Annotated in this window: 28 protein-coding genes; 26 read left to right on the forward strand and 2 right to left on the reverse strand. The window is 45.0% G+C overall.

Translation table 11 applies throughout. From position 1 onward, the window contains the following. Complete coding sequence (locus KIK04_RS20245; protein ID WP_232275384.1) at nt 1-1,452, forward strand: ATP-binding protein; 1,452 nt, start codon at nt 1-3, stop codon at nt 1,450-1,452. Between the two features lie 140 nt (nt 1,453-1,592). On the opposite strand, the gene serA is transcribed toward KIK04_RS20245, so the two are convergent. Then, the gene (gene serA, locus KIK04_RS20250; RefSeq protein WP_232275385.1) at nt 1,593-3,188 is read right to left on the reverse strand and encodes a phosphoglycerate dehydrogenase; all 1,596 of its coding nucleotides are present in this window, start codon (nt 3,186-3,188) and stop codon (nt 1,593-1,595) included. A 563-nt stretch (nt 3,189-3,751) separates the two neighbouring features. Between serA and KIK04_RS20255 the strand changes: the two genes are divergently transcribed. The 7 genes from KIK04_RS20255 (at nt 3,752) to prsW (ending at nt 9,172) form a co-directional block, all read left to right on the forward strand. Beyond that, nucleotides 3,752-4,342: a CPBP family intramembrane glutamic endopeptidase gene (locus tag KIK04_RS20255; protein ID WP_232275386.1), complete on the forward strand. Its 591-nt coding sequence runs from the start codon at nt 3,752-3,754 to the stop codon at nt 4,340-4,342. After that, entirely contained in the window at nt 4,339-4,695 is a 357-nt protein-coding gene (locus KIK04_RS20260; protein WP_232275387.1) for a hypothetical protein, read from the forward strand. Before KIK04_RS20255 ends, KIK04_RS20260 begins: the two co-directional genes overlap by 4 nt. Nucleotide 4,696: 1 nt before the next feature. Next, nucleotides 4,697-5,539, forward strand: a complete 843-nt coding sequence (locus KIK04_RS20265; RefSeq protein ID WP_232275388.1) for a metallophosphoesterase — start codon at nt 4,697-4,699, stop codon at nt 5,537-5,539. An 86-nt stretch (nt 5,540-5,625) separates the two neighbouring features. Continuing rightward, on the forward strand, nt 5,626-6,117 hold the full coding sequence (locus tag KIK04_RS20270) for a DNA-directed RNA polymerase (protein ID WP_232275389.1): 492 nt from the start codon (nt 5,626-5,628) through the stop codon (nt 6,115-6,117). A 207-nt stretch (nt 6,118-6,324) separates the two neighbouring features. Next, entirely contained in the window at nt 6,325-6,948 is a 624-nt protein-coding gene (locus tag KIK04_RS20275; RefSeq protein WP_232275390.1) for a genetic competence negative regulator, read from the forward strand. A 194-nt stretch (nt 6,949-7,142) separates the two neighbouring features. Next, nucleotides 7,143-8,399, forward strand: coding sequence for a Glu/Leu/Phe/Val family dehydrogenase (locus tag KIK04_RS20280; protein ID WP_232275391.1), 1,257 nt, complete (start codon nt 7,143-7,145; stop codon nt 8,397-8,399). A gap of 47 nt (nt 8,400-8,446) precedes the next feature. Next, nucleotides 8,447-9,172, forward strand: coding sequence for a glutamic-type intramembrane protease PrsW (prsW, locus tag KIK04_RS20285; RefSeq protein ID WP_232278836.1), 726 nt, complete (start codon nt 8,447-8,449; stop codon nt 9,170-9,172). Nucleotides 9,173-9,282: 110 nt separating this feature from the next. Here the strand turns inward: prsW and KIK04_RS24260 are convergent, their stop codons facing one another. Beyond that, nucleotides 9,283-9,405: a hypothetical protein gene (locus tag KIK04_RS24260; protein WP_269671044.1), complete on the reverse strand. Its 123-nt coding sequence runs from the start codon at nt 9,403-9,405 to the stop codon at nt 9,283-9,285. 72 nt (nt 9,406-9,477) lie between these two features. Between KIK04_RS24260 and ypeB the strand changes: the two genes are divergently transcribed. The 18 genes from ypeB (at nt 9,478) to KIK04_RS20375 (ending at nt 24,633) form a co-directional block, all read left to right on the forward strand. Then, the gene (gene ypeB, locus KIK04_RS20290) at nt 9,478-10,818 is read left to right on the forward strand and encodes a germination protein YpeB (RefSeq protein WP_232275392.1); all 1,341 of its coding nucleotides are present in this window, start codon (nt 9,478-9,480) and stop codon (nt 10,816-10,818) included. A gap of 135 nt (nt 10,819-10,953) precedes the next feature. Further along, a complete protein-coding gene (locus tag KIK04_RS20295) occupies nt 10,954-11,601 on the forward strand; it encodes a flagellar brake protein (RefSeq protein WP_232275393.1) in 648 nt (215 codons plus the stop codon). A gap of 68 nt (nt 11,602-11,669) precedes the next feature. Further along, nucleotides 11,670-11,912 (forward strand): hypothetical protein, encoded by a 243-nt coding sequence (locus KIK04_RS20300; protein ID WP_232275394.1) that lies wholly within the window; start codon nt 11,670-11,672, stop codon nt 11,910-11,912. Nucleotides 11,913-12,048: 136 nt separating this feature from the next. Further along, a complete protein-coding gene (gene cmk / locus KIK04_RS20305) occupies nt 12,049-12,750 on the forward strand; it encodes a (d)CMP kinase (protein WP_442951112.1) in 702 nt (233 codons plus the stop codon). A 5-nt stretch (nt 12,751-12,755) separates the two neighbouring features. After that, nucleotides 12,756-13,355, forward strand: coding sequence for a lysophospholipid acyltransferase family protein (locus tag KIK04_RS20310; protein WP_232275395.1), 600 nt, complete (start codon nt 12,756-12,758; stop codon nt 13,353-13,355). A gap of 134 nt (nt 13,356-13,489) precedes the next feature. Continuing rightward, on the forward strand, nt 13,490-14,701 hold the full coding sequence (gene rpsA / locus KIK04_RS20315) for a 30S ribosomal protein S1 (protein ID WP_232275396.1): 1,212 nt from the start codon (nt 13,490-13,492) through the stop codon (nt 14,699-14,701). Nucleotides 14,702-15,173: 472 nt separating this feature from the next. Then, entirely contained in the window at nt 15,174-15,401 is a 228-nt protein-coding gene (locus KIK04_RS20320) for a hypothetical protein (protein WP_232275397.1), read from the forward strand. 106 nt (nt 15,402-15,507) lie between these two features. Beyond that, complete coding sequence (der, locus tag KIK04_RS20325; protein WP_232275398.1) at nt 15,508-16,830, forward strand: ribosome biogenesis GTPase Der; 1,323 nt, start codon at nt 15,508-15,510, stop codon at nt 16,828-16,830. 14 nt (nt 16,831-16,844) lie between these two features. Beyond that, the gene (plsY, locus tag KIK04_RS20330) at nt 16,845-17,456 is read left to right on the forward strand and encodes a glycerol-3-phosphate 1-O-acyltransferase PlsY (protein ID WP_232275399.1); all 612 of its coding nucleotides are present in this window, start codon (nt 16,845-16,847) and stop codon (nt 17,454-17,456) included. After that, nucleotides 17,446-18,489 (forward strand): NAD(P)H-dependent glycerol-3-phosphate dehydrogenase, encoded by a 1,044-nt coding sequence (locus KIK04_RS20335; protein ID WP_232275400.1) that lies wholly within the window; start codon nt 17,446-17,448, stop codon nt 18,487-18,489. Before plsY ends, KIK04_RS20335 begins: the two co-directional genes overlap by 11 nt. A gap of 75 nt (nt 18,490-18,564) precedes the next feature. After that, on the forward strand, nt 18,565-18,843 hold the full coding sequence (locus KIK04_RS20340; RefSeq protein ID WP_232275401.1) for a stage VI sporulation protein F: 279 nt from the start codon (nt 18,565-18,567) through the stop codon (nt 18,841-18,843). 124 nt (nt 18,844-18,967) lie between these two features. Further along, nucleotides 18,968-19,147 carry a DUF2768 family protein gene (locus KIK04_RS20345; protein WP_232275402.1) on the forward strand — a complete coding sequence of 60 codons (180 nt, stop codon included), beginning with the start codon at nt 18,968-18,970 and terminating at the stop codon, nt 19,145-19,147. A gap of 21 nt (nt 19,148-19,168) precedes the next feature. Further along, entirely contained in the window at nt 19,169-19,468 is a 300-nt protein-coding gene (locus tag KIK04_RS20350; protein WP_232275403.1) for a 2Fe-2S iron-sulfur cluster-binding protein, read from the forward strand. Between the two features lie 102 nt (nt 19,469-19,570). Beyond that, the gene (locus KIK04_RS20355; RefSeq protein ID WP_232275404.1) at nt 19,571-20,173 is read left to right on the forward strand and encodes a nucleotidyltransferase family protein; all 603 of its coding nucleotides are present in this window, start codon (nt 19,571-19,573) and stop codon (nt 20,171-20,173) included. A gap of 76 nt (nt 20,174-20,249) precedes the next feature. Further along, a complete protein-coding gene (locus tag KIK04_RS20360) occupies nt 20,250-20,606 on the forward strand; it encodes a 2Fe-2S iron-sulfur cluster-binding protein (protein WP_442951113.1) in 357 nt (118 codons plus the stop codon). 41 nt (nt 20,607-20,647) lie between these two features. Beyond that, entirely contained in the window at nt 20,648-21,382 is a 735-nt protein-coding gene (locus KIK04_RS20365) for a hypothetical protein (RefSeq protein ID WP_332329983.1), read from the forward strand. Nucleotides 21,383-21,785: 403 nt separating this feature from the next. Further along, on the forward strand, nt 21,786-23,264 hold the full coding sequence (gene spoIVA, locus KIK04_RS20370) for a stage IV sporulation protein A (protein ID WP_232275405.1): 1,479 nt from the start codon (nt 21,786-21,788) through the stop codon (nt 23,262-23,264). A gap of 223 nt (nt 23,265-23,487) precedes the next feature. Beyond that, nucleotides 23,488-24,633, forward strand: a complete 1,146-nt coding sequence (locus tag KIK04_RS20375; RefSeq protein ID WP_232275406.1) for a sugar ABC transporter substrate-binding protein — start codon at nt 23,488-23,490, stop codon at nt 24,631-24,633. The last annotated feature ends 164 nt before the right edge of the window (nt 24,634-24,797 follow it).

A 24,797-nucleotide genomic window follows, 5' to 3' on the forward strand; every position in this document is an offset into this window, starting at 1 on the left:
GTGAAATTTTGGCGCAGCATTGTCGGTAAGTTATGGATTACGATTATCGGTCTCGTTGCTTTTGTCCTCATGACGTTAGGCGTTTATTTGTTAAATTATATTGATAGCAATTTTGCACATCCCAATGATATTAAGAAACTGTTTGTGTACACGGCCTTAACTGGATTCTCGTTGACGACTTTTTTTGCTTTTTTCTTATTCACGAAAATAACACAGCCGCTCCAAAAATTAAAGCTAGCTGCTGATACGATTCGTAAGGGAGACTATTCGACTCGTGTTACGCTTCGGTCTTCAGATGAAATCGGTGAGCTGTCACGCACGTTTAACCATATGGCAGAGGAATTAAATACGACCATCGTTGACTTGCAGCATGAGAAGGAGCATTTAGCGAGCATTTTACGCAGTATGACCGATGCGGTCATTACGTTTGACGCATCGGGGTATATGGTGCTTGCCAACCCGCAAGGTGAAGCCATTTTGAAGCAGTGGCATACACTGGAGTGGGATGAGTATGACACTCTTGAGGATGAGGTTGAAGATATCCATGTGGAATCTACGACCAAAGTTCATGGTCCGCTGCGGCCGCTGTTTAAAACAGTCGTGGAAGAAGCGCGTGAAGTGACGACGAGAATTCATGTGCAGCAAGAAGTATGGTCGGTCGTCATGGGGCCATTGTACAAAAAAAATGGCGTTCGTGGTGCAGTAGCCGTCCTACGTGATGTGACGGAGGAGGTTCGGATGGAGAAGTTGCGTAAAGATTTCGTAGCCAACGTCTCGCATGAAATTCGAACCCCGCTCTCCATGCTGCAAGGTTATAGCGAAGCATTGCTTGATGACATTGTAAGCTCACCAGAAGAACGCCGTGAGTTGGTGCAGGTCATTCATGACGAGTCGTTGCGAATGAGCAGGTTAGTGAAAGATTTGCTTGATTTAGCACGCATGGAAGCCGGACATTTGCCCATGCGCTGGAATGAAACGAACGTCCATGAGCTGATTCAACGCGTTGTACGCAAGTTCTCCGTATTGGATCATGAACGGGAAATTCCGCTACAAGCGAATTATGAAGCTGTTAATCCGATTATGCCTCTTGCCGATGAGGATCGTTTGGAGCAAGTCTTAACCAACTTGCTGGACAATGCCTTTAGACACTCCCATACGGACGAGCCAATCGTCATCACGACAGAACGGCAAGCGAATGATAAGGGTGAGTCGATGGTTATCCATATCCGCGATCACGGTCAGGGCATTCCAACCGAAGACTTGCCGTTTATTTTTGAACGGTTCTATAAAGCTGATAAAGCACGAACGCGCGGCGCGTCTGGTGGAACAGGACTTGGTCTAGCGATCGTCAAAAATATCGTAGAGGCGCACAAAGGTTCGATCAAGGTCGACAGTGTGATCGGTAAAGGGACAACGTTCTCCATCTTTTTGCCTATTCGAACCGAACAATAACGAACACCCTTCCGACAAGACTAGCGGAAGGGTGTTTTTGGTTGATGAGCAGCGCTTCAGTTCTTGTCAGCATAGCCCACATTATGAAGATAAATCTTGTTGCTTGTGAAACAATTTGTATCATTCGATTCTAATTTGTATCAATCGTTGTTAAGCACAATTTGTTTCGCTTTATTTAATTCCGGAATTTGTTTCAGATCGGTAATGACTTGTTGCGCAATGGATTTGTCAACAGTCAATACCATAATCGCAGAACCGCCTGCAATTTTGCGACCTACTTGCATCGTTGCGATATTAATCTCATTTTTACCGAGCAATGTACCAACCGATCCAATCAATCCTGGTTTATCGTTATGAGAAATTAACAAGATGTGCCCTTCTGGTGCCAAGTCAACGGTATATTTATCAATTTGTACGATGCGTTCACCGTATCCGCTTAACAGTGTTCCAGCTACTAAACGTTCCTCAGTGTCCGTACGAAGGATGACAGTAAGGAGGTTCGTAAAGTCTTTCGTTACGACTGATTTTTGTACGATAATGTTAATATCCCGCACTTTTGCAAGATGCATCGAATTCACGATATTGACATCCGTCCCAAGATTACGTGATAGCACACCTTTCACGATATGTCGTGTTAAAGGTTGCGTATCGACTTCTGCCAATTCACCAGAGTAATGCACGATAATCTCAATGAGTGGTCCTTTTGCCATTTGTGCAGCGAAACGACCTAGTTTTTCACCTAAATCGAAAAATGGTTGAATTTTTTTCAGTACATTTGCTGGTACAGGCGGCATGTTGACGGCGTTTTTGAATGCTTCATTCCGCAAAATGTGCAACACTTGTTCCGATACGTCGATTGCAACGTTTTCTTGTGCTTCAACAGTGGAGGCACCTAGATGTGGCGTGACGATGATGTTTGGATGATGCAAAAATGGATGGTCTTCCTGTGGTGGCTCATGTTCGAACACGTCGAATGCTGCTCCAGCGACAATCCCTTTATCAATGGCTGCAACTAAAGCTACCTCGTCAATAATACCACCACGCGCACAGTTTATAATGCGCATTCCGCGCTTCATCACTTCAAATTGAGGAGTAGAAATCATATGGCGCGTTTCAGCCGTTAACGGCGTATGAACCGTAATGAAATCAGCTGAGCGGATAATTTCATCCACCGTTCCAAGCTTCACGCCAAGCTTTTCCGCGCGCTCATCCGTCATAAACGGATCGTAACCAAGGATGTTCATGCCGAACGCCTTTGCCCGCTTTGCAACCTCGCTACCGATACGTCCCATACCTAGCACGCCTAACGTTTTGTTGCGCAGCTCAACGCCTAGGAACGTTTTACGATCCCATACTCCATTAATCGTCTTCACATAGGCTTGCGGAATATGGCGCGCAAGGGCCATCATCATCGCAAACGCATGTTCACAAGTTGTAATGGTATTGCCATCTGGTGCATTGATGACGATAATTCCGCGCTCTGTAGCAGCCTGTAAATCAATGTTATCCACGCCAACTCCTGCACGACCGATAACCTTCAATTGCTTACCTGCATTCATAACTTGGGCGGTAACACGTGTCTGACTACGTACAAGCAGTGCATCGTATTCTCCAATAATGTCAATTAATTGCTCTTCCGTTAGACCCGTTTTTTTGTCAACTACAACATCGTTCGCATCCATAAGTTGCTGAATGCCGAAATCGCTAATCGGATCGGATACAAGGACTTTAAACATGTGATAAATTTCCTCCCTTTGACTGCTTGAATGTAATGTAATAAGTAAGCATGAAAAGCATGACAACAAAGGATAAAGACAGAGTATGGAATCATGCTGAAATCATATAAAAAAACTCCCGTCCGCATACTACTACCGTAGTAAGGGACGAGAGTCTTCTTTCGTGGTGCCACCCTTGTTCGCTGTTCGCTCGCGCGATCAGCCTTAACGTCTTATCTTGAGACGCAGGAATGATAACGGATTCCACCCGAAAGCGCCTACTAAGAAAGCAAGGTTCAGCGCAGCAACTCAGGAACGCTGGAACACAACAATCCACCGCCGATTTCCACCAAGTTACTCGGCTCTCTGTAGGTTTCTTTGCAGGCTCGTTTCCATCACTGACTTTAAGGTTCATGAAATTTTTACTAATGTAACATGCTTCAAGTGAGCTGTCAATATATTGGTTACGCTTGTGTGCTTGTGTGAACCGACAATTTTCTGATATGATTTTTCTGTTGGGGATATACATGTAAGAAACACCTATAGCTACATATTTTTTTAGCTTAAGAACAGGCAGGGATGGAATGAAACAGAAATGGCGTGATTTTAAGGCAAGACAAATTCAAATAACGGATCTGGACGACCGAACGTTACTATTGAATCTGTATATTACCCAAATGCTTACACTTTTTATCGGGACGATTTGGGTCTTGCTGCAGCGGCGCAACCCAATTGAGCTGTTCACACTGCCGAATGATTGGCACTTCGCCTATTGGGGCGCAGGCCTTGCTGCAACAGTAGTTGTAGTAGACCTAATCGTGTCGCGGTTCGTACCTGACAATATGACAGATGACGGTGGAATTAACGAGAAGCTGTTTAGCAACCGACCGGTTTGGCATATTATCGTCATTTCGTTTGTCGTGAGTGTGTGCGAGGAACTACTGTTTAGAGGGGCCATTCAGCATGCATTTGGCCCGTATTGGACTAGTATTTTATTTGCCGCAATTCACGTGCGTTACTTACGTCATTGGCTTCCGACAGCGATGGTATTTGGAATTAGCTATGCGCTCGGAACGATATATGAATGGTCAGGCACACTTTGGGCTCCGGTGTTGGCTCACTTCCTCATAGATTTAATTATGGGACTAATATTACGTTTTCGGAGGGAAGCATGAGCGAGAATCGACGTGAACATTCACGATGGTCCTCTTATACGCAAGAGCAAGACCAATTAAATCAGAGCAAAGCATTAGCTGCGCTGCGTTCATTAAAACAATCAGAATCGTTAACAGAGGAGATAGATCCTCCTGAACATATGCATAACGAGAATATGGAATCTGATCCGTCTAGCTGGAAACAACTTGAGATTAAGGACGAGGATCGTACTTTGCCACCTAGACAGCAATTGCATCCATCTAACTATGAGAAGCTAACAAAGTGGTTTTACAATTTATTAATTTTGTTGTTTGTGGGATTACTCATAGGTTTGTTAATGTGGGGACGTCATCTTATGACCGCGGAGGGTTAACATGAGCGTCATGATCGTGCTTGCTATGTTTTCATTGTGCTTTATTGTACTGACCGTGCTAATCGTTCGGATGAGAATGGAAGCGATGGACTTGGTCGTTACGGAGGAAGAAGTGGTACTCGACCGATTGCCAGCTTCATTTGACGGCACGCGACTCATGTTCATATCGGATTTGCATCGGCGTTCGATCACAGACCAACATGTGCAAACTTTATTGACTCGTCAAAAAGCACAGCTCGTACTATTAGGGGGCGACATTACAGAGGCAGGCGCATCATGGGAAGGTTGTGTGAACAATGTGACCCAACTGCGTAAGTTGGGTCCTGTAGTGGCGGTATATGGAAATCACGATTATAAGGCCGACGTAAGGGCACTTGGCAACATGTTAAGAGAGCACGACATTAAAGTGCTGGAAAATGAAGCGATGAGGTTGGAAAGTGCAACGGGTGAGCATATATGGCTCGTAGGCCTCGACGACATTTACACAGGTCGGGCGAATATCAAAGTTGCGATGGAAGAACCACTAGCAGACGAGGCGTGTACCGTGCTGCTGGTCCATGATCCGATAGCCTTAAAGGTATGCCAACTGCAACGAGTAGATTTAATGTTATCGGGGCATACGCACGGTGGGCAAATTTGTGTGCCTTTTTTCGGACCGATTAAAGCAAATGCATTTTATCGCCGCTACTTATCGGGATGGTATGAACATCAATACAATCCTAGCAGTACCCCGCTTAAGCTGTTCATTTCGAGCGGGTTTGGTACCGCGCACTGGCCGTTTCGGCTAAATTGTCGCCCAGAGGCGCATTTTATCGTGCTGCGGGCATCATCCATAACGGAGTGAACTTTCTCCTAAAATTTAATGCGCATGGTCAAGACGAGTCGCGTTCAAACTATAAGATGATCCTAACTAATAAAGGAGGACATACGGTGAGAGTGACGACTTTTATTGCCGGCACAGCAATAGGAATTTTGGCGGGGATGTATATGGCAGACCGCCGCTCATTAGCGGCGTTGCAATCAAAGCTCCAAACGGCAGGGAACGTCGTTCAAGATTTAATGAGTAATGCGAAAGGGAGTGTGCTTGATAACACGCTTATGAAATTTGCGGATTTATCGTCCCTTTCAACGGCATCATCCGCGGCAACAACGTCTGCTGCGTCTCAAGGACAAGGTACCGGATCTAACGAAGTGTTCAGCCTAGATCGAGTTAAAGACCTTATTAACAACGATCCTGCCGTGAAACGTAAAGTGGATGCGATATTGCGGGAAAATGGTCTCGCGCCAACACCTACGGCACCAACGAAAAGCGATGTGTCAAAAGCGAGCTCAAGCGCTGCATCAGGCACAGCCTTTTCAGCGAAATCATCGTCACAGCAAGGGTCTGAAGCCCTCGATGTGACGATAGAAACACCTCATTAATAGCGCATCAGGATGGACAAAGCCGCTGTGCGAACGTTGCACAGCGGCTTTTAGTCCTTTTTTACAGGCGAGACCTAGATCGTGAATTTTATGTAGTGCAAAACATGCAAAATAGTGTTAACATGAAATACATAGAACCATTTTCAGCACATATTATATGTTGCTTCATAATCTGTTATAACCGATGTTGTAAAGGAGGGTCCTGTCATGAAAATCGAACGTCTGAGCCAAGACAAAATTCGAATTTTCCTAACGTTCGATGATTTATCTGAACGCGGGATCCAGCGTGAAGACCTGTGGCGAGAAATGTCCAAGCTACAAGAACTGTTTGCAGAAATGATGGATCAAGCGTATACCGAACTCGGCTTTGATGCAACGGGACCGCTTGCCGTAGAAGTATTTGCTATGCCAGCTCAAGGTATGGTCGTCATTGTTACACGCACGCGTTGGGACAACTCATCTTCAAGTCAATCATTACATGGTGACGAAGAGGAACTAGACGATGTATACGAAATGGAAGTTACATTAGAGGAAAGCGATACGATCGTGTTCGCCTTCCGCGATTTTGAACACTTCATTGAAGCGGCACATACGGTAAATGGTCAATTTTCCGTTTCTGGATCGCTCTACCAATATAATGGTCAATGGATCTATCATGTCGAACCTAATCAATTGGAAACGGCTCGACTACAGGCTTTAATTGCTATCCTAGCAGAGTTTGGAGAAGCGACATCGGTCACGACGGCCGTCTTGGAGGAGTATGGCAAGTGCATTATTGCGGAAGATGCGATTGCGGTTACATGCCAACACTTCAAGCCACGTAACACGTGATGTTGCTTATTATGATGGGGGGTGCGCTTCATCCCGGATGATGCGCACCTCCCATTTTCAGTTTAGGTCATGTTATATTTAATTAATATATGCTTTTTCTAATTATTGGACACGAGCATGGGGAATTGACGCATGACATGACAGCCCTTAAGCGTATTGCCAGTTGATATTATATCATTATGAGGTGAACGTAAATGACCGCCAAGACTACAGATCACGCAACATTATTGCAATCGACTCAATTAGTAATTTCACAAGCTTTACATAGGCTTGGATTTGGAGACGATATGACAGACCTTCTTAGAGAGCCTTTGCGTACTTTGACTGTTCGTATTCCCGTTCGTATGGATAACGGTAAAGTAAAGGTATTTACAGGATATAGAGCACAGCATAACGATGCTGTCGGCCCAACGAAAGGCGGGGTACGCTTCCATCCGGATGTATCTGAGGAAGAAGTGAAGGCGCTTTCAATTTGGATGAGCTTGAAATGTGGTATTGCTGATTTACCGTATGGTGGAGGTAAGGGCGGAGTCATTTGTGATCCGCGCAAAATGTCATTTGGGGAGTTGGAACGCTTAAGCCGTGGTTACGTGCGGGCGATTAGCCAATTCGTAGGCCCGACTAAGGATATTCCAGCTCCAGACGTCATGACCAACTCGCAAATTATGGCGTGGATGGTTGATGAATACAGCCGTATTCGTGAGTTCGATTCTCCAGGCTTTATTACAGGTAAACCGCTTGTGCTCGGTGGCTCGCACGGTCGCGAGACAGCTACTGCACAAGGCGTAGTTATGATGATATATGAAGCACTAAAAGTGAAATCGATTCCGCTTAAAGATGCTCGTGTTATCGTGCAAGGCTTCGGTAATGCTGGTAGCTACTTGGCGAAGTTCATGTATGAAGCTGGTGCTAAAGTAGTCGGCATTTCCGACGTAAACGGAGCGTTGTATGACCCGAACGGGTTGGACATACCGGATTTACTTGACCGTCGCGATTCTTTCGGTACAGTAACGACGATGTTCAAGAACACGATACCGAATGAAGATTTGCTTATTCAGCCGTGTGACATTCTTGTTCCGGCTGCCATTGAGAATCAAATCACAGAAGATAATGCTGGTCAAATTCAAGCACAAATTATCGTCGAAGCTGCTAACGGTCCGACGACGATCGAAGCGACTCGCATCGTAACCGAGCGGGGAATTTTGCTCGTACCGGACGTGCTGGCAAGTGCCGGCGGAGTCATCGTATCTTATTTCGAATGGGTGCAGAACAATCAGGGCTACTACTGGAGCGAAGAAGAAGTTATGCAAAAATTGCAAACGCTGATGACTCGCGGATTCCATAAAGTTTTTGAATTGCATCAACTGAAACAAGTAGACATGCGTCTTGCTGCTTATATGGTGGGCGTACGTAAGATGGCAGAAGCTTCGCGTTACCGGGGGTGGGTATAAACGTGACAGACTATTCGGCCATGACGATGTCCTTGGCCAGCGCCGCAATGAGTGCTGCGCAGACAAGTGACTTCGCAACGCCGATTTTGCCTGTTTTAACTGCTGCAATAGCGCCAGGACTTGCTTTATTAACTTATTTCTACTTAAAAGATCGTTACGACTATGAACCGATTCATCTCGTGATTCGAGTGTTTATCGTCGGAATTCTTATTGTATTTCCCATTATGATCATTCAGCATGGTCTGGTCATGTGGTGGGGGAAGAACCCGTTTCTGTTCTCGTTTATCATTTCGGCAGGTGTGGAGGAGTTCATCAAATGGTTTGTCCTCTTTCATTTAATATACAATCATGTCGCGTTTGATGAGCATTACGACGGTATCTTGTATGCGGTGGCTGTGTCGCTTGGCTTCGCAACGATCGAAAACATTTTATATGCGTGGTTCCAATATACGTCCTTCTTTGAGTTGCTGATTCGGGCTTTGCTACCCGTATCCGGCCACGCCCTATTTGGGGTTATTATGGGTTATTATTTGGGCAAAGCCAAGTTCTCACAAGGTAACCTAACGAAGCGCTATATCGCGTTTTCGATCGTGATTCCGATATTTTGGCACGGGGTTTATGATATTTTGTTGCTCACCGTGACGAGATACTGGCTATGGTTTGTCATCCCACTCATGCTGTTTTTATGGTACTTCGGAATGTCTAAAGTAAGACGAGCAACAGCGGGTTCGCCTTTTCGCCTGATCAAACGGGAAGAAGAGGTTAAAATGTAATAATTTTGGCGAAACTGCATATGAATACTTTTGGCTTTGGAAGCAGAAGGAGCGTTCATATGCGAATTAAAGTAACCATTCGTTGCAAGCAGTGTGGAGAAAAGTTTGTTTTACGAGGCAAACGAGAAAAGGGCAGGATCGAAACGGGATTTAAACAGTGCCTGTGCGATAATAGCGAACATTTTCTTGTAGATGAGTTGCCGATATAAGAGCGTGACACGGAAACGATGCATAAAGCACCTCCTTTTCCAGCAAACTAAGAGCAGTTACATGCACAATTTGCTATGAAGGGAGACGTTTGTACCATGTATAAACGATTTAGTGCTGTGATGTTTCCGATCGTCACGCTCTTATTTATTGGGGCCATTGTGTGGGGGTATCAGGAGAATCAGGAGAAGAACTCCATCCTTATCAAAGCCGAAAACCAATATCAGCGAGCCTTCCACGACTTAACGTTTCATGTTGATAAGCTACATAGTGAGTTAGGTCAGACGCTGGCCGTAAACGCTAAGTCGCAAGGGATGCAGCGTAAAGGCTTAGTGAACGTGTGGAGACTGACAAGTGAAGCACAAAACGAAATTAACCAGTTGCCGCTTACGTTAATGCCTTTTAACAAGACAGAGGATTTTCTGTCTCGTATCTCCAATTTTGCATACCGTACATCAGTTAGAGATCTAACCAAACATCCGTTGTCTACTGATGAGATGAACACGTTAAAATCTTTGTACCAGAACTCAGATCAAATCTCAAAAGATTTACAGCAGGTTCGGGAAAAAGTTATTAGTCAAAATTTACGTTGGATGGACGTCGAAACGGCAATGGCTTCCGAGCAGAAGGCGCTGGACAATACGATTATCGACGGATTCAAGACGGTTGATAAAAAAGTAAGTGAATATCCCGAGATCAACTGGGGCCCGTCTGTTGCGAATATTTACACGAAGCGCTCCGTCAAAATGCTAAAAGGTAATCCGATGTCAGCGAATGAAGTTAAAGCGAAAGCGGAGCAGTTTTTGGGTCACAAAAATAACGAGCCCATTCAAGTGAAAGAAAATGGCAAGAAGACGGATTATGAGTCCTATACTGCCACTGCCAATTACAAAGATGGAAACGGTTCTCTGTCTATGGACTATACGAAGCAAGGTCAGCTCATGTCTTTCATCGATACACGTCAAATCGGGGCCAAGCGAGTTTCCGCGCAAGATGCGGAGCAGAAAGCGCTTCAATTTTTAAGACGTCACAACTACCCTGAGATGGATGCTGTGCGTTACAATGAGCGCAACAACGTGGGCAGTTTTACATTTGTACCTGTAAAGGATAACGTATATGTTTATCCTCAACAGGTTAGCGTACGTGTTGCCTTAGACAAAGGTGAAGTTACCGGCTTGCAAGCAACGGATTATGTTTATGAGGATAAAAATCGCAGCGTACCGAAGCCAAAGCTAACCAAAAGCCAGGCGCAGGCTGCGCTTAATACCGAATTGAATTTGTTGTTTGACCGCTTGTCTCTAATCAAAAACGATTCAGGTGAAGAAGTGCTTTGTTATGAATTTGGCGGCAAAGTAAACGGTTCAGCCTACCGTATTTATATCAATGCTGATAATGGTACGGAAGAGTCCATGGAGGAAATGAAGCTTATTTCGGGTTAAAGATGTACATTTTCATAGATGACAATGCTGTATCAGCTCCTATTCCCGACGAATATGGGCAATAGATGCAGCGTTGTCATCTTTTTCTTTTGAGGGAGCATTTGCCGTGCTATAATTAGTATGGAGGGTGAGTAAATGTTACCAAATGTAAGTGATACAATCATGATTCAATCGACGCGCTCGCAAAATGGCAATCCAGAATACAAAGCACGGGTTGCTGATATCGACGAAACGAGCCTATGGATTGAGATACCTATAAACGAAACAACGGGAAAGTATGGTTTCTTTATATCTGGAGAAGAATTGGACGTTTATTATACACAAATTGAGGGCGTGAAGTGGCATTTTAGCACGGCAGTTATCGGGGCGAAGCAAGATCAAGGAGTAAGATTAATGGGTTTGCGCAAACCGGAACCGCATTGGATGACAAAAATGCAGCGTCGCAGTTATTTGCGTGTACAGGCCAAGCTTGAAATGGCGTTACGAACAGAAGATGGAGTGAAGTTTCTCGCGTTTACAGAGGATGTGAGCGGGGGAGGCGTTTCGTTTATGATGGATATTAAACAAGAATTAACGGAACTACAAAAAATCCAATGTTGGCTAGTTGCCCCGTTTAAGAGTGGAGCTATTGAGCATATTTTTTTTGTTGGAGAGATCATAAGGTTGCAATCGGTAAATGAAGAACAGCAGCTTGTAATGATGAAATTTGATCGCATTGCAGATGTGGAGCAGCAACGTCTGATTCGATACTGTTTTGAGCGTCAGTTGGACTTGAGGAAATAAAGAGTGATTGCATAACATGTGTTAAATGAAACCAAACTAGCTCCGAGTACTAAACGGAGGTGTTGTCTGTGTTTCATTCGCTAAACATGCTTTCACAATTAAAGCGTTATAAGCGACAGTTCAAACGTCGGCTTACGATTGACACATGGGATAAAGTAGCGACCATCATTAGTCGCCTATGTATCGTATGTATTGTTTTACTCGCACTTATTCAGTTATTACTACTGTGGGCTCCTATTCGAACCATTATGAATGGTGTTGAGCAATTAGAGGGGACTTCTCAATGGCGCGTACATATGGAGATGAAATGATCAGGTGTCGTGCATTCGTACCGCATAATTGACGTTTGTCATTTTGCATCCGTAAATGTTGTGTGGTATAATTTTCACGTTGCAGGCAATGCCTGCTTTTTTCATGATGCTCTAATAGGGAAAGGAGTCAGACCCGTTGACATCACCTTCTAAAGTTATGACAACACGCATGAATATCGCAATCGACGGGCCTGCAGGGGCAGGAAAGAGTACGGTTGCTCGTCACGTTGCTCGTGAGTTAGGTTACGTCTATATCGACACGGGAGCCATGTATCGGGCGGTTTCATTACATATGATTCGCACTGGCATTCAGCCAGATCAAGTGGAAGAAGCTGTAGCTGAAATGCAGCGACTGCACTTGGAACTGTTGCCAGGTTCAGAACGTCAGACGGTTCTACTGAATAAAGAAGACGTTACAGAAACGATTCGCACACCAGAGATCAGCCAGTTCGCATCTCTGTTTGCTCAACTCGAACCTATTCGCATAAAGCTTGTACATATGCAGCGTCAAATGGCCGAACAGAAAGGCATCGTAATGGATGGTCGAGACATCGGTACACACGTTCTCCCAGATGCGGAATTCAAGTGGTTTTTAACAGCTTCTGTCGAAGAACGCGCGCGCAGACGCTATGTGGAATATATGGATAAGGAAAATGTAACCTTAGAGCAGCTTATGCACGATATCGAGCAGCGGGATCGTCAAGACGAAACTCGTGAAATATCCCCGCTTAGACTAGCGGATGACGCCATTTTGTTAGATACGTCTAGCATGTCCATTGACGAGGTCGTGAACGTTATCGTTCAACGTGCTATTTTAAGGAAAGATGGTGAGCAGTAAAATATATGCTATATACGTTCAGTTGTAAGCTGCTTCGTGTTATATACAAGCTACTGTTCCGATTCGAAGTGAAAGGGCTAGAGAATATACCGAAAGATAGCGGCGTACTACTCTGCTCCAATCACATCAGCAACTTAGACCCTCCTGCCATGGGCATTTGGATAGATAGGCAAATTCGCTTTATGGCCAAACAGGAACTGTTCGACATCCCGCTGCTAGGCCGTTTAATTAAAGCGCTAGGAGCCTTTCCTGTTAAACGTGGTGGCGTCAGCAAAGAATCGATACGTACTTCCTTTCAATTGCTGAAGGATGGGGGAGTCATGGCTATTTTCCCAGAGGGTACTCGTAACATGGATGGCGCAGTTGAAGCGAAGAAAGGTGCTGCCATGATTGCCTTACGCAGCGGTGCTGCGGTCGTGCCAGTCGCGATTTGCGGGCAATACAAACTTTTTCGTAAAATGAAAGTCGTATACGGGCCACCAGTTGACCTGTCTGATTTGGTCGAATTAAAAGGCGGCGAAGTATTAGAACAAGCTACAGAGCGTATTATGTCGCACATCAATGAGATGCTTCGTGCCGAAATGGCTCCGACAACCTCTCGTTAGTGTGATGCATGTTTTTATAATTTGGTAAGATACTACAGGTATTATTTTCACGTTATTTTGTGAACATGTTTTGATCCTTGCTCCTATCTGGGGCATGTTTCAATAAATGGGTTGCAATTGAGGAGGTAATTTACATGTCCGAAGAAACAAAGGTATCAGCTGAAACGACAAATCAAGATGCTTTGAACAACATCGTGGCGCTGAAAAAAGGTGACACAGTCAAAGGAACAATCGTCAAAATTGAGGACAATCAAGCATTTGTAAGTATTGGCTATAAATACGACGGCGTTATTCCTGTTCGTGAATTATCCGCTGTATCTGTAGATAAAGCTTCTGATGCTGTACAAATCGGTCAAGAAGTAGAAAGCAAAGTCGTGAGCATTGACGACGAAAAGGAGCGACTTGTATTGTCTAAGCGTCAAGTTGATAGCGAGCAAGCTTGGGATGTATTGCAACAGCGCTTCGAATCACAAGAAGTGTTCGAAGTAACCGTTTCTGACGTTGTAAAAGGCGGTATTGTAGCGGACGTTGGCGTTCGCGCGTTTATTCCTGCTTCCATGGTAGAGCGTCACTTTGTAGAAGATTTCAGTGATTACAAAGGAAAGACACTACGTGTTAAAGTTAAAGAAATCGACCGTGAAAACAATAAGCTGATCCTGTCTCAAAAAGAAGTGCTTGATGCGGAATTTGAGTCTAATAAAAAGCAAATCTTGTCCAACTTGCAAGAAGGTCAAGAGTTGGAAGGTACCGTACAACGCTTGACACAATTTGGTGCATTTGTTGATGTAGGTGGCGTGGATGGATTGGTTCACGTATCTGAAATCGCATGGCAGCATGTTGATAAGCCGGCTGACGTTGTTCAAGAAGGCCAACAGGTGAAAGTAAAAGTGCTTAAAGTTGATCCTGCAAACGGTAAAATCAGCTTGAGCATGAAGGCTACTCAACCAGGTCCTTGGGAGCAATCCTCTGGCAACATCAAGACTGGTGAAATCATTAGTGGCGTAGTTAGACGCCTTGTTGATTTCGGTGCATTCGTTGAGGTTGCACCAGGCGTAGAAGGTTTGGTTCATATTTCTCAAATTTCACATCGTCATATTGCAACACCGTATGAAGTATTGAAACAAGGCCAAACGGTTCAAGTAAAAGTGTTGGATTTCAATCCTGCTGAAAAGCGTGTTAGCTTGAGCATCAAAGAAACAGAAGAAGCTCCAGCACAAGCGCCAAAACAGGAGAAGAAAGTGTTCAAGGAAGATTTGAACAATAACCCTAACGTATCCTTGAGCAACCAAGGCATGAGCGTTACATTGGGTGAGCGTTTCGGCGACATGCTCGGCAAACTGAAATAAAACATTACGTTCGGCGGACTCGATGAGTCCGCCGATTATTTTTGCTGTCCCGTTCAAATAATAAGCAGAGCTTGCGATTGTGATGAACGGGAGGGGATCGGCATTGACACCAGGCGTGCTTTCTTATGTATGTTGGTTGTGTGTGACCATATTGCTGTGTAGCGGCTGGAAAAACGTTTTGTTGCAGCAGATAGGTTGGAAATGGATTATCACCATTATGGGCGCATGGATCGTGTTGAATCCAATTACCATATCTATTCTACCAGCCCTCTTCGTCAATCTGGCTTGGTTTACATGTTGCTTCCTTTCGCTCTCCATCTTAGTTATATCCCGAAATACGTGGTCTATATTTACAAACATTGGACATATTGTGTTTATAAGCACAGTCGTATTATGGACACAACTTGTACAAGGAATACAAATGAATAACCAAATGGGAAGTTCAATCTGGGTAGTTCCTCTCATGTGTGGGATGGTAATGTTATCCGTTTCACGTCCTGTTTCTGTGCAGTGGGCAATTGTGACAAGCGGATTAGCATTAGGGGAGCTGCTTGTACAGCTTCGCTTGCATACCGTTCTGCAACTGGGCAGTCCGGCCATCCAAGACAGCTGGTGGATGGCATTAATAGCGGTTAGATTAGGTTCTGTCTTTGTCAAATGGATCGAGACAATTCGCTATACAGAAAGTAAACGAACATGAAATGAAACATCTAATTTCAGTTTCGTTAGCCAAGTAACGTTTTTTTTGATATGATGTTGTACGTGTATATGTGTACAAGTGTGTACTTAATGAAGGAGTGAACTGCATGGCAAAACCCGTTGTTGCCATTGTCGGGCGGCCGAACGTCGGCAAGTCCACTATTTTTAATCGCATCATTGGCGACCGATTGGCAATCGTGGAGGATAAGCCTGGCGTGACACGCGACCGTATTTACGGTACGAGTGAATGGAACGGGAAGCCGTTCAGCATAATTGACACTGGCGGTATCGAAATTGATGGCGAAGATGAAATTCTTCGTTCTATTCGAGCGCAGGCGGAACTGGCAATTGAGGAAGCAGACGTAATCGTATTTATGTGCGATGGCAAGTCTGGCGTTACTCAATCCGATGAAGAAGTTGGACAGATGTTGTTCCGTTCTGGCAAGCCAATCATTGTTGCTGTTAACAAAGTAGACAATCTCAGCCGTATGGATGATATTTATGAGTTCTACAATCTAGGCTTCGGTGAACCAATTCCGATCTCGGGATCGCATGGTACAGGCATTGGCGATCTATTGGATGTAATTATTAACAATGTACCAGAACTAGCTGAGGATGAATATGAGGATGATGTCATTAAAGTTGCCCTAATTGGACGACCAAATGTAGGTAAATCATCACTTGTAAATGCCATTTTAGGCGAAGAACGTGTCATTGTTAGCGATGTCGCTGGTACGACACGCGATGCGATCGATACTCCGTTTGAAAAAGACGGTCAAAAATTCGTTATCATTGACACAGCAGGTATGCGTAAACGTGGCAAAGTATACGAAACGACAGAGAAGTATAGCGTCATGCGTTCGATGAAGGCAATTGAGCGTGCTGATGTTGTACTCGTCATTATTAACGGTGAAGAAGGCATCATTGAACAAGACAAACATATTGCTGGCTACGCGCATGAAGCGGGTAAGGCTGCGCTGTTCGTCGTTAACAAATGGGATGCCATTGAAAAAGACGATAAAACGATGCAACAATTTGAGCAAAAAATTCGCGATCATTTTTTGTTCATGTCATATGCACCGATTGTATTTTTGTCGGCAAAAACGAAGCAACGCTTACATAAGCTGTTGCCAGTCACTCAGCATGTCGCTGAACAACATTCGAAACGAATTCCGACGCATGTGCTGAATGATGTCATCTCCGATGCAGTAGCATACAATCCACCGCCTACCGACAAGGGCAAGCGGTTGCGTATTAACTATGCTACACAGGTTGCAGTTAAGCCGCCTACGATCGTTATTTTCGTTAACGAGCCGGAACTTATGCACTTCTCTTATGAACGTTATCTAGAGAACCGCATTCGGGCAGCTTTCGACTTCGAGGGAACGCCAATGCGGTTGTTCACTCGTCGTAAATCTGACGACAAATAGGAGTTGACACATCGATGCTATCTCTTTTCGCAATCGTGATCAGTTATCTCATCGGCTCGGTTAGCTTTAGTATGCTTGTTGCCAGAAATATGTACAGCATGGATATTCGTCAGCATGGCAGCGGCAACGCCGGAGCGACAAATACGCTACGTGTATTAGGAAAAGGACCAGGTTTAGCAGTGTTACTGCTGGATGCTTGTAAAGGTATTGCTGCCATTTTAATTGGCTGGCTGTTGTCTGACGAGACTTGGGTTCATGTTGCATGTGGCGTAGCCGTTATCGTGGGTCATAACTGGCCTGTATTTTTCCGGTTTAAAGGTGGAAAAGGAATCGCAACGACGATAGGTGTATTAGCGTTGTTAGCTTTCTACCCTGCACTGATTGCTGGTATATTTGGAATAGCTGTAATCGCATGGACTCGTTATGTTTCTTTAGGCTCACTGGTATTTACTACTGGTACATCGCTGTTTATTTTATTGTTCCGCTACGATTCAGCCATTTTGGTTGGCAGCCTACTTATTTGTGCATTAGCAATTTACCGTCATCGAGGCAACATTCAGAAGCTTATTAAAGGGACGGAAAATCGCTTAGGTTCAAAAGAGGGAGGGGCAGGGCGTGTTCGGTAAAGTTGCAGTATTCGTTGCAGGGAGTTGGGGTACAGCGCTTAGTCAAGTGCTGGCACATAACGGGCACGAGGTGTACCTGTGGACTCGCAATGCAGAGCAAGCCAATGAAATTAACGAGCATCATACGAACGAAAAGTATTTGCCTGAGATGCACTTACATCCTGCTATCGTTGCAACGACTTCGATCGAAGTAGCGATGAAGGACGCTTCTGCTTGCGTAATTGTGGCCCCTTCTGGGGGGATGCGTAGCGTTACAAGTCAAATGAAGCCGTTCTGGAAGGATAACATGATCGTTGTCCATGCGACGAAAGGCTTTGAGACGGAAACGTTGAAACGTATGTCCGAAGTCATTGAGGATGAGCTGCAATGTGGAGCAGACCGCATTGCTGTGCTGTCCGGACCAAGTCATGCGGAAGAAGTTGTGCGTCAATGTCCAACTACGGTTGTTATTGCGTCAACTTCATTAGATGCAGCGGAGCGGGCGCAAGATTTGTTTATGAACGAGTCGTATTTTCGTGTGTACACGAATCAAGATATTGTTGGCGTAGAGCTGGCTGGAGCGTTAAAGAACATTATTGCGCTCGGGGCAGGGCTATCTGACGGATTAAGCTTCGGCGATAATGCTAAGGCAGCCCTTATAACCCGTGGATTAGCCGAAATCGCGAGATTAGGTGTGGACATGGGAGCAAATCCGCTTACATTTGCGGGTTTGGCCGGAGTAGGCGATCTAGTCGTTACTTGTACAAGCCAGCATAGCCGTAACTGGCGGGCAGGATCGATGATCGGGCAAGGGGTTCCTGTAAACGAGGTACTAAGCCGTATGGGGATGGTTGTTGAAGGCATTCGGACCACCAAGGCAGCGTATGAGCTTGCGGAACGTCGTCAAATTCAAATGCCAATTGTAGAGCAATTGCATCGTGTATTGTTCGAAAACGGAGATGCAAAGACTGCTGTTGAACATTTGATGGGGCGCGTCAGAAAGAACGAGCTTGAGGAAGTACAAAAAATGAGTATGGACTTGATCGATAAATAGGCAAACGTACAGTCTCTTCACCATTACTCGGGTCTGCTCATACAATAGAGTAGTACTGACCCGAGGAGGGACGACATGTCGAACGACAAGTTTCCTAAAGATGCGCTTAATGCAATTAACAAAAAGGTAGGCAAGCCAATTACCGAGAATCAAATTAAACAGATTGCAGGTAATGTGAAACCTTCCACGCTAACAGATGAGGCACAACTACGCCAGTTAATTAAGCAAGTAGCGGCCATGGCGAATTTGCCTGTATCCGAATCTACTGTTAACGATATTGTGAATACAGTGAAGCGTTCAGGTGTTAATGCAAACAGCTTAGAAACGTTAATGAAACTGATTTCAAAAAGATAATGTTGCGAATATTTTGCAACAAAGACGACAACGTTAGCCACAAAAATGGCTGCGGTGTCGTCTTTTGTTCTATTTGGGTGGATGGTATAATAAGGACAGTCTGGGATGAATGGGAGAGTCGACAATGAGCGCTTTAACAAAAATGTGGGTATCATTTATCGGAATTGGACTAATGGCGGGTTCAGCTTTTCTTATTATGTTTGCGCGTCATAAGACAAAAGGATGGATACGGACGGTGTTATCTATTGTATCTTTTGTCATGCTATTGTTTGGTATTTTATACGGATTTGTGTCGATTATTTAACGATAGAAATGGAGGGCCAATATGGCGGAGATTCAGCTTAAAGGGCGTACTAAAGAAGTATCTGTCACCGTGCCGATTGGCAGCACATTGCTAGATGCAGCTCTGAATTCAGATGTGGATTGGGGAAGTGCTTGTAAGCGCGGCACGTGCGCACGTTGTCGTTGCTTAATCGATGAGGGTGAGACACTGCTTAATGATATAACAGAGGCAGAATGGGATCGCATGGACGAAGAAGAATTTGTTCAAGGCTATCGATTGGCATGTCAGGCGGTCATTGAATCAGACGGAGCTATTCGAGCCGTGTACAAGCCTTATTTTTAAGTGATTGCAACACAGCTGTGTCTAGTTGAAACAACGCCCTCGCCTCTAAGCGAAACGTAGCTAGTGGGGAGCTCACTAACTCACTGTATTGGAGTAGGTATAATGGTTAATAAGTCTAACTTGCCTGAGAAGCTTGAACAAGCTATCGAGCATTTGGTTCGATCAGCGGATAATGATGCCCGTTGGATGTTAGGTGGCAGCTGCGGATTGGCTCTACAGGATGTATGTATCGGTCGCGAGCCACGCGATATCGACATATATGCCGATCAAGCCGATGCGAAACTGCTCCATTCCAACTGGTTACAATGGTCCGTTGATGAACCGAAGTGGGACGAAACAGAGCGATATTTATCACTGCTCAGTCATTACAAATGGAATGAAGCAACGATTGAGCTTGTTGGTGATTTTGTTGTGCATACGTCGTTGTGCTGCTATGAAACTTCTGTTCGGAAGTCGCTCTGGCAGCACTCGGTCGAAGCTCAAGTAGGCGAAGTTACGATCCGTCTTATGCCGCTTGCGCATGAGCTCGTATTTAACCTTTTAAGGGAGCGAGAGGATCGTGTGCAGGCTATTGCCGGAACGATGAACCTTCACCAAGTACGACATGTTGCTGCGCTTCGCGCCGTGCTAGCGCATTGCAACCCGCAACAGGGTCTACAGGATCAACTGTTGCTCTGCTGTCCGGACATTGTTAAAGCGATATAATATTTATGATCACAGCATCGGCAATGGCGCAGTTGACGGCTCGACGATAACGATTATTAGGTTAGGGGAGTTTTGTTTGTTTAAGACGCAAGTTCATTTTATGCCAGCTAATACTTCCATATTGCCTAAGCCGCATCTCACATTGTTAGACACAGCTCGGCAAGCGCGGGTAGCGATTCGTTCGCGTTGTGACGGTAAAGCAGGTTGTTTAATGTGCAAAGTAGTCGTCGAAGGTGAGGACCGGTTGCTACATCCTCCAACTGAAGCTGAACGTCGCAAGCTAGGAACCGTACAAAAGACAGGTACAAGGCTTGCCTGTCAAGTCCGCTTAACCGGTGAAGCTGGCACCGTGAACGTGCATGTGCCAGAGGACCCGCTCAAAGCTGCGATCAGAAGGCAGCTGGAGCAGCAAAATGATGATCAACTATGGTAGTTGGCGGAGCAGGCCTGCTAATGAGATGAATAGAAAAGAGAGTGAATGAAGTGAAGCGTAACCGAATCATGCTTATTGTTGTCATTTTATTCGTCAGCATGATCCTCCAAGGGTGTTTTTCCCCTAATGAAGTACGCAAAGAAAATAAAGCGGCAGTACGGGAAGGTGTTCTTCTCGTACAAAGTGCAATAGATGAGTATTATAAGCAAAAAAAAGTTCTACCTATACTCACTAGTGGTATGGAAGTACCGCGCTATGAAAAGTTTCGGATCGATTTACAACAATTAAAAAGACAACAATTTATAAGTGAAATTCCGCGCAGCGCCTTTGAAGAAGGTGGTACGGGATATTATCTCATTATTAATGAGGAGACTGATCCAACTGTGCGCATCATGGATTTAAAAGTCTCACAACGCGTAAACGATGTGCAAATGAAACTAAGCACAATGAAGTCGCTCCCGAAGGGGCAGCTCTTATACCCAGGGTTCTACACGGTAGATGAACAAGCGCTAGACTTAGGGCCAACTCATGCAGTGAACCCTTTTAGCGGGCAGCCGCTTCGCCTGATGATGGATGAAGTTGGAAACGTTTACGTCGACTATGCAACGGAAATTATGCAGCTTGTTGAACGTACCAACAAGAAACCAACGGGCAAAGAAACAGACTTAAGGCCGCTGCTGACAGAGGAGTCCTTTTACGTCCCAGTCAAGTCTGTGCCTTATGTATGGAAAGATAACGCTCCTTGGCCCGTAGCGGAGCAAACTACGAACAAATAATGCCTCATATGCTTTCATTGAAGCGTCTGGACAATGTGGAATGATTCCTTTCACATTTGCCAGACGTTTTTTCGTGCTGCGACATAAAGTCTCCCTTTTTATCTCATATATCGGCATACTTTTAAGAAAGCTTCATATATCTGATTTAGAAGACATACGTTCGTTATAAATAAAAAAATGTATGGACCTTGTCATAATTCTTCTAACTACTAAATAAGATGTTACTAGTCCAAAAGCATGTACGAGTTGCGTCGTAATGCCTTGTACGACGTGAAAGCTCGGCGGCGAACACTGGCGACAACGGCAACAGCTCAATTCTAGCAACGGTGCCAATCGTTTCTGAAGGCGGAGGCGTGCGGTTGCCTCCATGTCCGTCAGAAATTATTTGAGGAGGGAATATCAAATGGAGAAGGTGGATATTTTTAAAGACATTGCCGAGCGTACCGGCGGGGATATTTACCTCGGGGTCGTCGGTGCGGTCCGCACGGGGAAATCGACTTTTATTAAACGGTTTATGGAAACCGTCGTGTTACCTAACATTGCGAATGAATCGGATCGGCTTCGTGCTGTTGACGAGCTGCCGCAAAGTGCTGCCGGCAGGACCATTATGACGACGGAGCCTAAATTTGTACCGAACAGTGCGGTGCAAATTAAAGTGGCCGACGGATTAGACGTAAACGTTAGGTTAGTCGACTGTGTGGGTTACGCAGTTGAGGGCGCTAAAGGTTACGAGGATGAAAACGGTCCTCGCATGATTAACACGCCGTGGTTTGAAGACCCAATTCCATTCCAGGAGGCAGCTGAGATTGGAACTCGCAAAGTTATTCAGGAACATTCGACGCTTGGCGTTGTCGTAACCACGGATGGAACGATTGCTGAAATTCCGCGTAGCTCTTACGTCAGCTCTGAAGAACGTGTCATCAATGAGCTGAAGGAAGTAGGTAAGCCATTTGTTCTAATCATAAACTCTACTCGTCCACGTAGTGACGAGACGCAAGCGCTTCGTAGTGAATTACAAGCAAAATACGATATTCCAGTTATGGCGCTAAGTGCAGCAACGATGGGTGAAGAAGACGTCATGGGCGTGCTTCGCGAAGTGCTGTATGAATTCCCGGTTCACGAAGTGAACGTAAACTTGCCGAGCTGGGTTATGGTATTACATGATAGCCATTGGCTACGTACAAGTTATGAGAGCTCGGTACGGGATACGGTGAAAGACATTCGCCGTCTGCGTGACGTCGATCGTGTCGTGCAGCATTTTATGGAATATGACTTTATCGTTCGAGCTGGCTTAAGCGGGATGGATATGGGTCAAGGTGTAGCAGAAATTGATTTGTATGCACCAGACGAACTGTATGACCAAATCTTGATGGAAGTCGTCGGCGTTGAAATTCGCGGCAAAGATCATTTGTTGCAACTGATGCAGGAGTTTTCACATGCGAAACGGGAGTATGATCGCTTCGCAGGGGCTTTAGAAATGGTGAAAACGACAGGCTACGGGATCGCCGCGCCAACGTTGTCTGAGATGGCGCTCGATGAGCCAGAGCTCATTCGTCAAGGAGCACGATTTGGCGTACGTTTGAAGGCAACCGCACCGTCTATCCATATGATTCGCGTCGATGTGGAATCCGAATTTGCGCCAATTATTGGAACGGAGAGACAGAGCGAGGAGCTTATGCGCTATCTTATGCAAGATTTTGAGAATGACCCGACAAAAATATGGGAATCGGACATTTTTGGGCGCTCACTCCATTCCATCGTGCGCGAAGGTATACAAGGTAAACTTGCGATGATGCCGGACAATGCACGCTATAAGCTGCAAGAAACGCTCGGCCGTATTATAAACGAAGGATCTGGTGGATTAATAGCGATTATTTTGTAGCGCGTATGCAAACCGTATTCTCGTTCAAGCAGGTTAAAGACTGACTTCACAGTAGTGAAGCAGTTTTTAACCTGCTTTTTTTATAAGGAAGATAAAAAATATAATAAAACCGATTTACAAACTCGGAATTAGTCGTTATAGTATGGAATAATGATTTGCGGAAAATGATGGATATGCCGCTTGATCAGCATTCATTTTGCGGAGAACTTAGGGGGAACGGGAAATGTTAAAGCAACGAAATGAGAAGAAGCGAAATCAAACGAGGCGGCTGGTAGTCACGCTGCTGGCATGTATGGCATTACTGACAACAGCGTGTGGAGTGAAACAAAGTGGGACAAGCTCCACGCAGGAGCCACCTGCGAGCCAATCATCATCGACTGAAAAGACAGCTGCTAACAGCAGTGGTGAGCAAAACAAGCCGGATTTACGTGGGAAACGAATTGCACTTGTAATGCAGTTCAATACAGGAACATTTTCACAGCAATACTTAGAAGGGGTTCAAGCAGAAGTAAAACGATTTGGCGGTGAACTGACGACATTTGTGGCTGAAAATGATAAAGCGAAGATGGCTTCACAATTAGATATGGCTGTAAACCAGAAGTTTGACGCTATTTTAACTGATCATGGTGATGTGCAAACGTTAGAAGCTGGGGTAAAAAAGGCGTTGCAGCAGCAAATTCCAGTAGTCGCATTCGATGCTTTGCTCGACGTGCCAGGTGTTACGGTGTTGGAGCAAGGTGACGAGCAGATGGCCGAGATGACGCTCGAGCAATTGGCAAAAGATATTGGCGGCAAAGGGAATATTGTCAAGGTTTGGGTAGCTGGCTTTGCACCGATGGAGCGTAGACAACTGGCATATGAGAAATTTCTGAAGAAATATCCGGATATAAAAGAGGTTGCGGCATTTGGTGCAGCGACTAACAATACAGCGCTCGATACGCAAGCGAAAATGGAAGCTATTTTGAAACAACATCCGAATAAAGGCGACATTGCAGCTGTATGGACAGCATGGGATGAATTCGCAAAAGGGGCATCTCGTGCCATTCAGCAAGCTGGACGAACGGAAATTAAGGTGTACGGCATTGATATGAGCGATGAGGATTTGCAAATGCTTCAAGATAAAAATAATCCTTGGGTAGCTACGGCAGCTGTCGATCCGAAAGATATTGGTCGTGTGCAAGTGCGATATTTGTATCAGAAATTGAACGGGGAAGAGACAGCGGCTACGGTGAAGCTTGAACCGGTATTTATTCACCGTAATGAATTGCCAGCAGATAAGCAAGTATCGACGAACGAACTTAGTCAGCATATTGCAGGTTGGAGTGGTAGTAAACAAGGTGAACAAGATTGGATGAGCGAGTATAAATAATGCGGAGTGACGCCAGATGACATATGCAGCAAGACGTGATATTTGGAGGCAGTATGCGGAAGTGGAAACGGAAAGAGAAATGGAAACTTTTCCTCAAAAGGTAGATCTGTCTCACGATATAGAACCGGGCAATGAGTCAACGAGTAAGCATGTACGAACTAAGC

It is taken from the genome of Paenibacillus sp. 481, from assembly GCF_021223605.1.
Classification (GTDB): Bacteria; Bacillota; Bacilli; order Paenibacillales; family Paenibacillaceae; genus Paenibacillus_B.

What these genes read in the sequence shown, in the direction of transcription:
- KIK04_RS20355 (WP_232275404.1), top strand. Translation starts at nt 19,571, where the DNA reads ATGGTTAATAAGTCTAACTTGCCTGAGAAGCTTGAACAAGCTATCGAG.
- spoIVA (WP_232275405.1), top strand. Translation starts at nt 21,786, where the DNA reads ATGGAGAAGGTGGATATTTTTAAAGACATTGCCGAGCGTACCGGCGGG.
- rpsA (WP_232275396.1), top strand. Translation starts at nt 13,490, where the DNA reads ATGTCCGAAGAAACAAAGGTATCAGCTGAAACGACAAATCAAGATGCT.
- KIK04_RS20320 (WP_232275397.1), top strand. Translation starts at nt 15,174, where the DNA reads ATGGTAATGTTATCCGTTTCACGTCCTGTTTCTGTGCAGTGGGCAATT.
- KIK04_RS20310 (WP_232275395.1), top strand. Translation starts at nt 12,756, where the DNA reads ATGCTATATACGTTCAGTTGTAAGCTGCTTCGTGTTATATACAAGCTA.
- prsW (WP_232278836.1), top strand. Translation starts at nt 8,447, where the DNA reads ATGAGTGCTGCGCAGACAAGTGACTTCGCAACGCCGATTTTGCCTGTT.
- KIK04_RS20265 (WP_232275388.1), top strand. Translation starts at nt 4,697, where the DNA reads ATGAGCGTCATGATCGTGCTTGCTATGTTTTCATTGTGCTTTATTGTA.
- KIK04_RS20275 (WP_232275390.1), top strand. Translation starts at nt 6,325, where the DNA reads ATGAAAATCGAACGTCTGAGCCAAGACAAAATTCGAATTTTCCTAACG.
- KIK04_RS20375 (WP_232275406.1), top strand. Translation starts at nt 23,488, where the DNA reads ATGTTAAAGCAACGAAATGAGAAGAAGCGAAATCAAACGAGGCGGCTG.
- plsY (WP_232275399.1), top strand. Translation starts at nt 16,845, where the DNA reads ATGCTATCTCTTTTCGCAATCGTGATCAGTTATCTCATCGGCTCGGTT.
- KIK04_RS20260 (WP_232275387.1), top strand. Translation starts at nt 4,339, where the DNA reads ATGAGCGAGAATCGACGTGAACATTCACGATGGTCCTCTTATACGCAA.
- KIK04_RS20350 (WP_232275403.1), top strand. Translation starts at nt 19,169, where the DNA reads ATGGCGGAGATTCAGCTTAAAGGGCGTACTAAAGAAGTATCTGTCACC.
- KIK04_RS20255 (WP_232275386.1), top strand. Translation starts at nt 3,752, where the DNA reads ATGAAACAGAAATGGCGTGATTTTAAGGCAAGACAAATTCAAATAACG.
- ypeB (WP_232275392.1), top strand. Translation starts at nt 9,478, where the DNA reads ATGTATAAACGATTTAGTGCTGTGATGTTTCCGATCGTCACGCTCTTA.
- der (WP_232275398.1), top strand. Translation starts at nt 15,508, where the DNA reads ATGGCAAAACCCGTTGTTGCCATTGTCGGGCGGCCGAACGTCGGCAAG.
- KIK04_RS20280 (WP_232275391.1), top strand. Translation starts at nt 7,143, where the DNA reads ATGACCGCCAAGACTACAGATCACGCAACATTATTGCAATCGACTCAA.
- KIK04_RS20340 (WP_232275401.1), top strand. Translation starts at nt 18,565, where the DNA reads ATGTCGAACGACAAGTTTCCTAAAGATGCGCTTAATGCAATTAACAAA.
- KIK04_RS20345 (WP_232275402.1), top strand. Translation starts at nt 18,968, where the DNA reads ATGAGCGCTTTAACAAAAATGTGGGTATCATTTATCGGAATTGGACTA.
- KIK04_RS20295 (WP_232275393.1), top strand. Translation starts at nt 10,954, where the DNA reads ATGTTACCAAATGTAAGTGATACAATCATGATTCAATCGACGCGCTCG.
- serA (WP_232275385.1), bottom strand. Translation starts at nt 3,188, where the DNA reads ATGTTTAAAGTCCTTGTATCCGATCCGATTAGCGATTTCGGCATTCAG.
- KIK04_RS24260 (WP_269671044.1), bottom strand. Translation starts at nt 9,405, where the DNA reads ATGCATCGTTTCCGTGTCACGCTCTTATATCGGCAACTCATCTACAAG.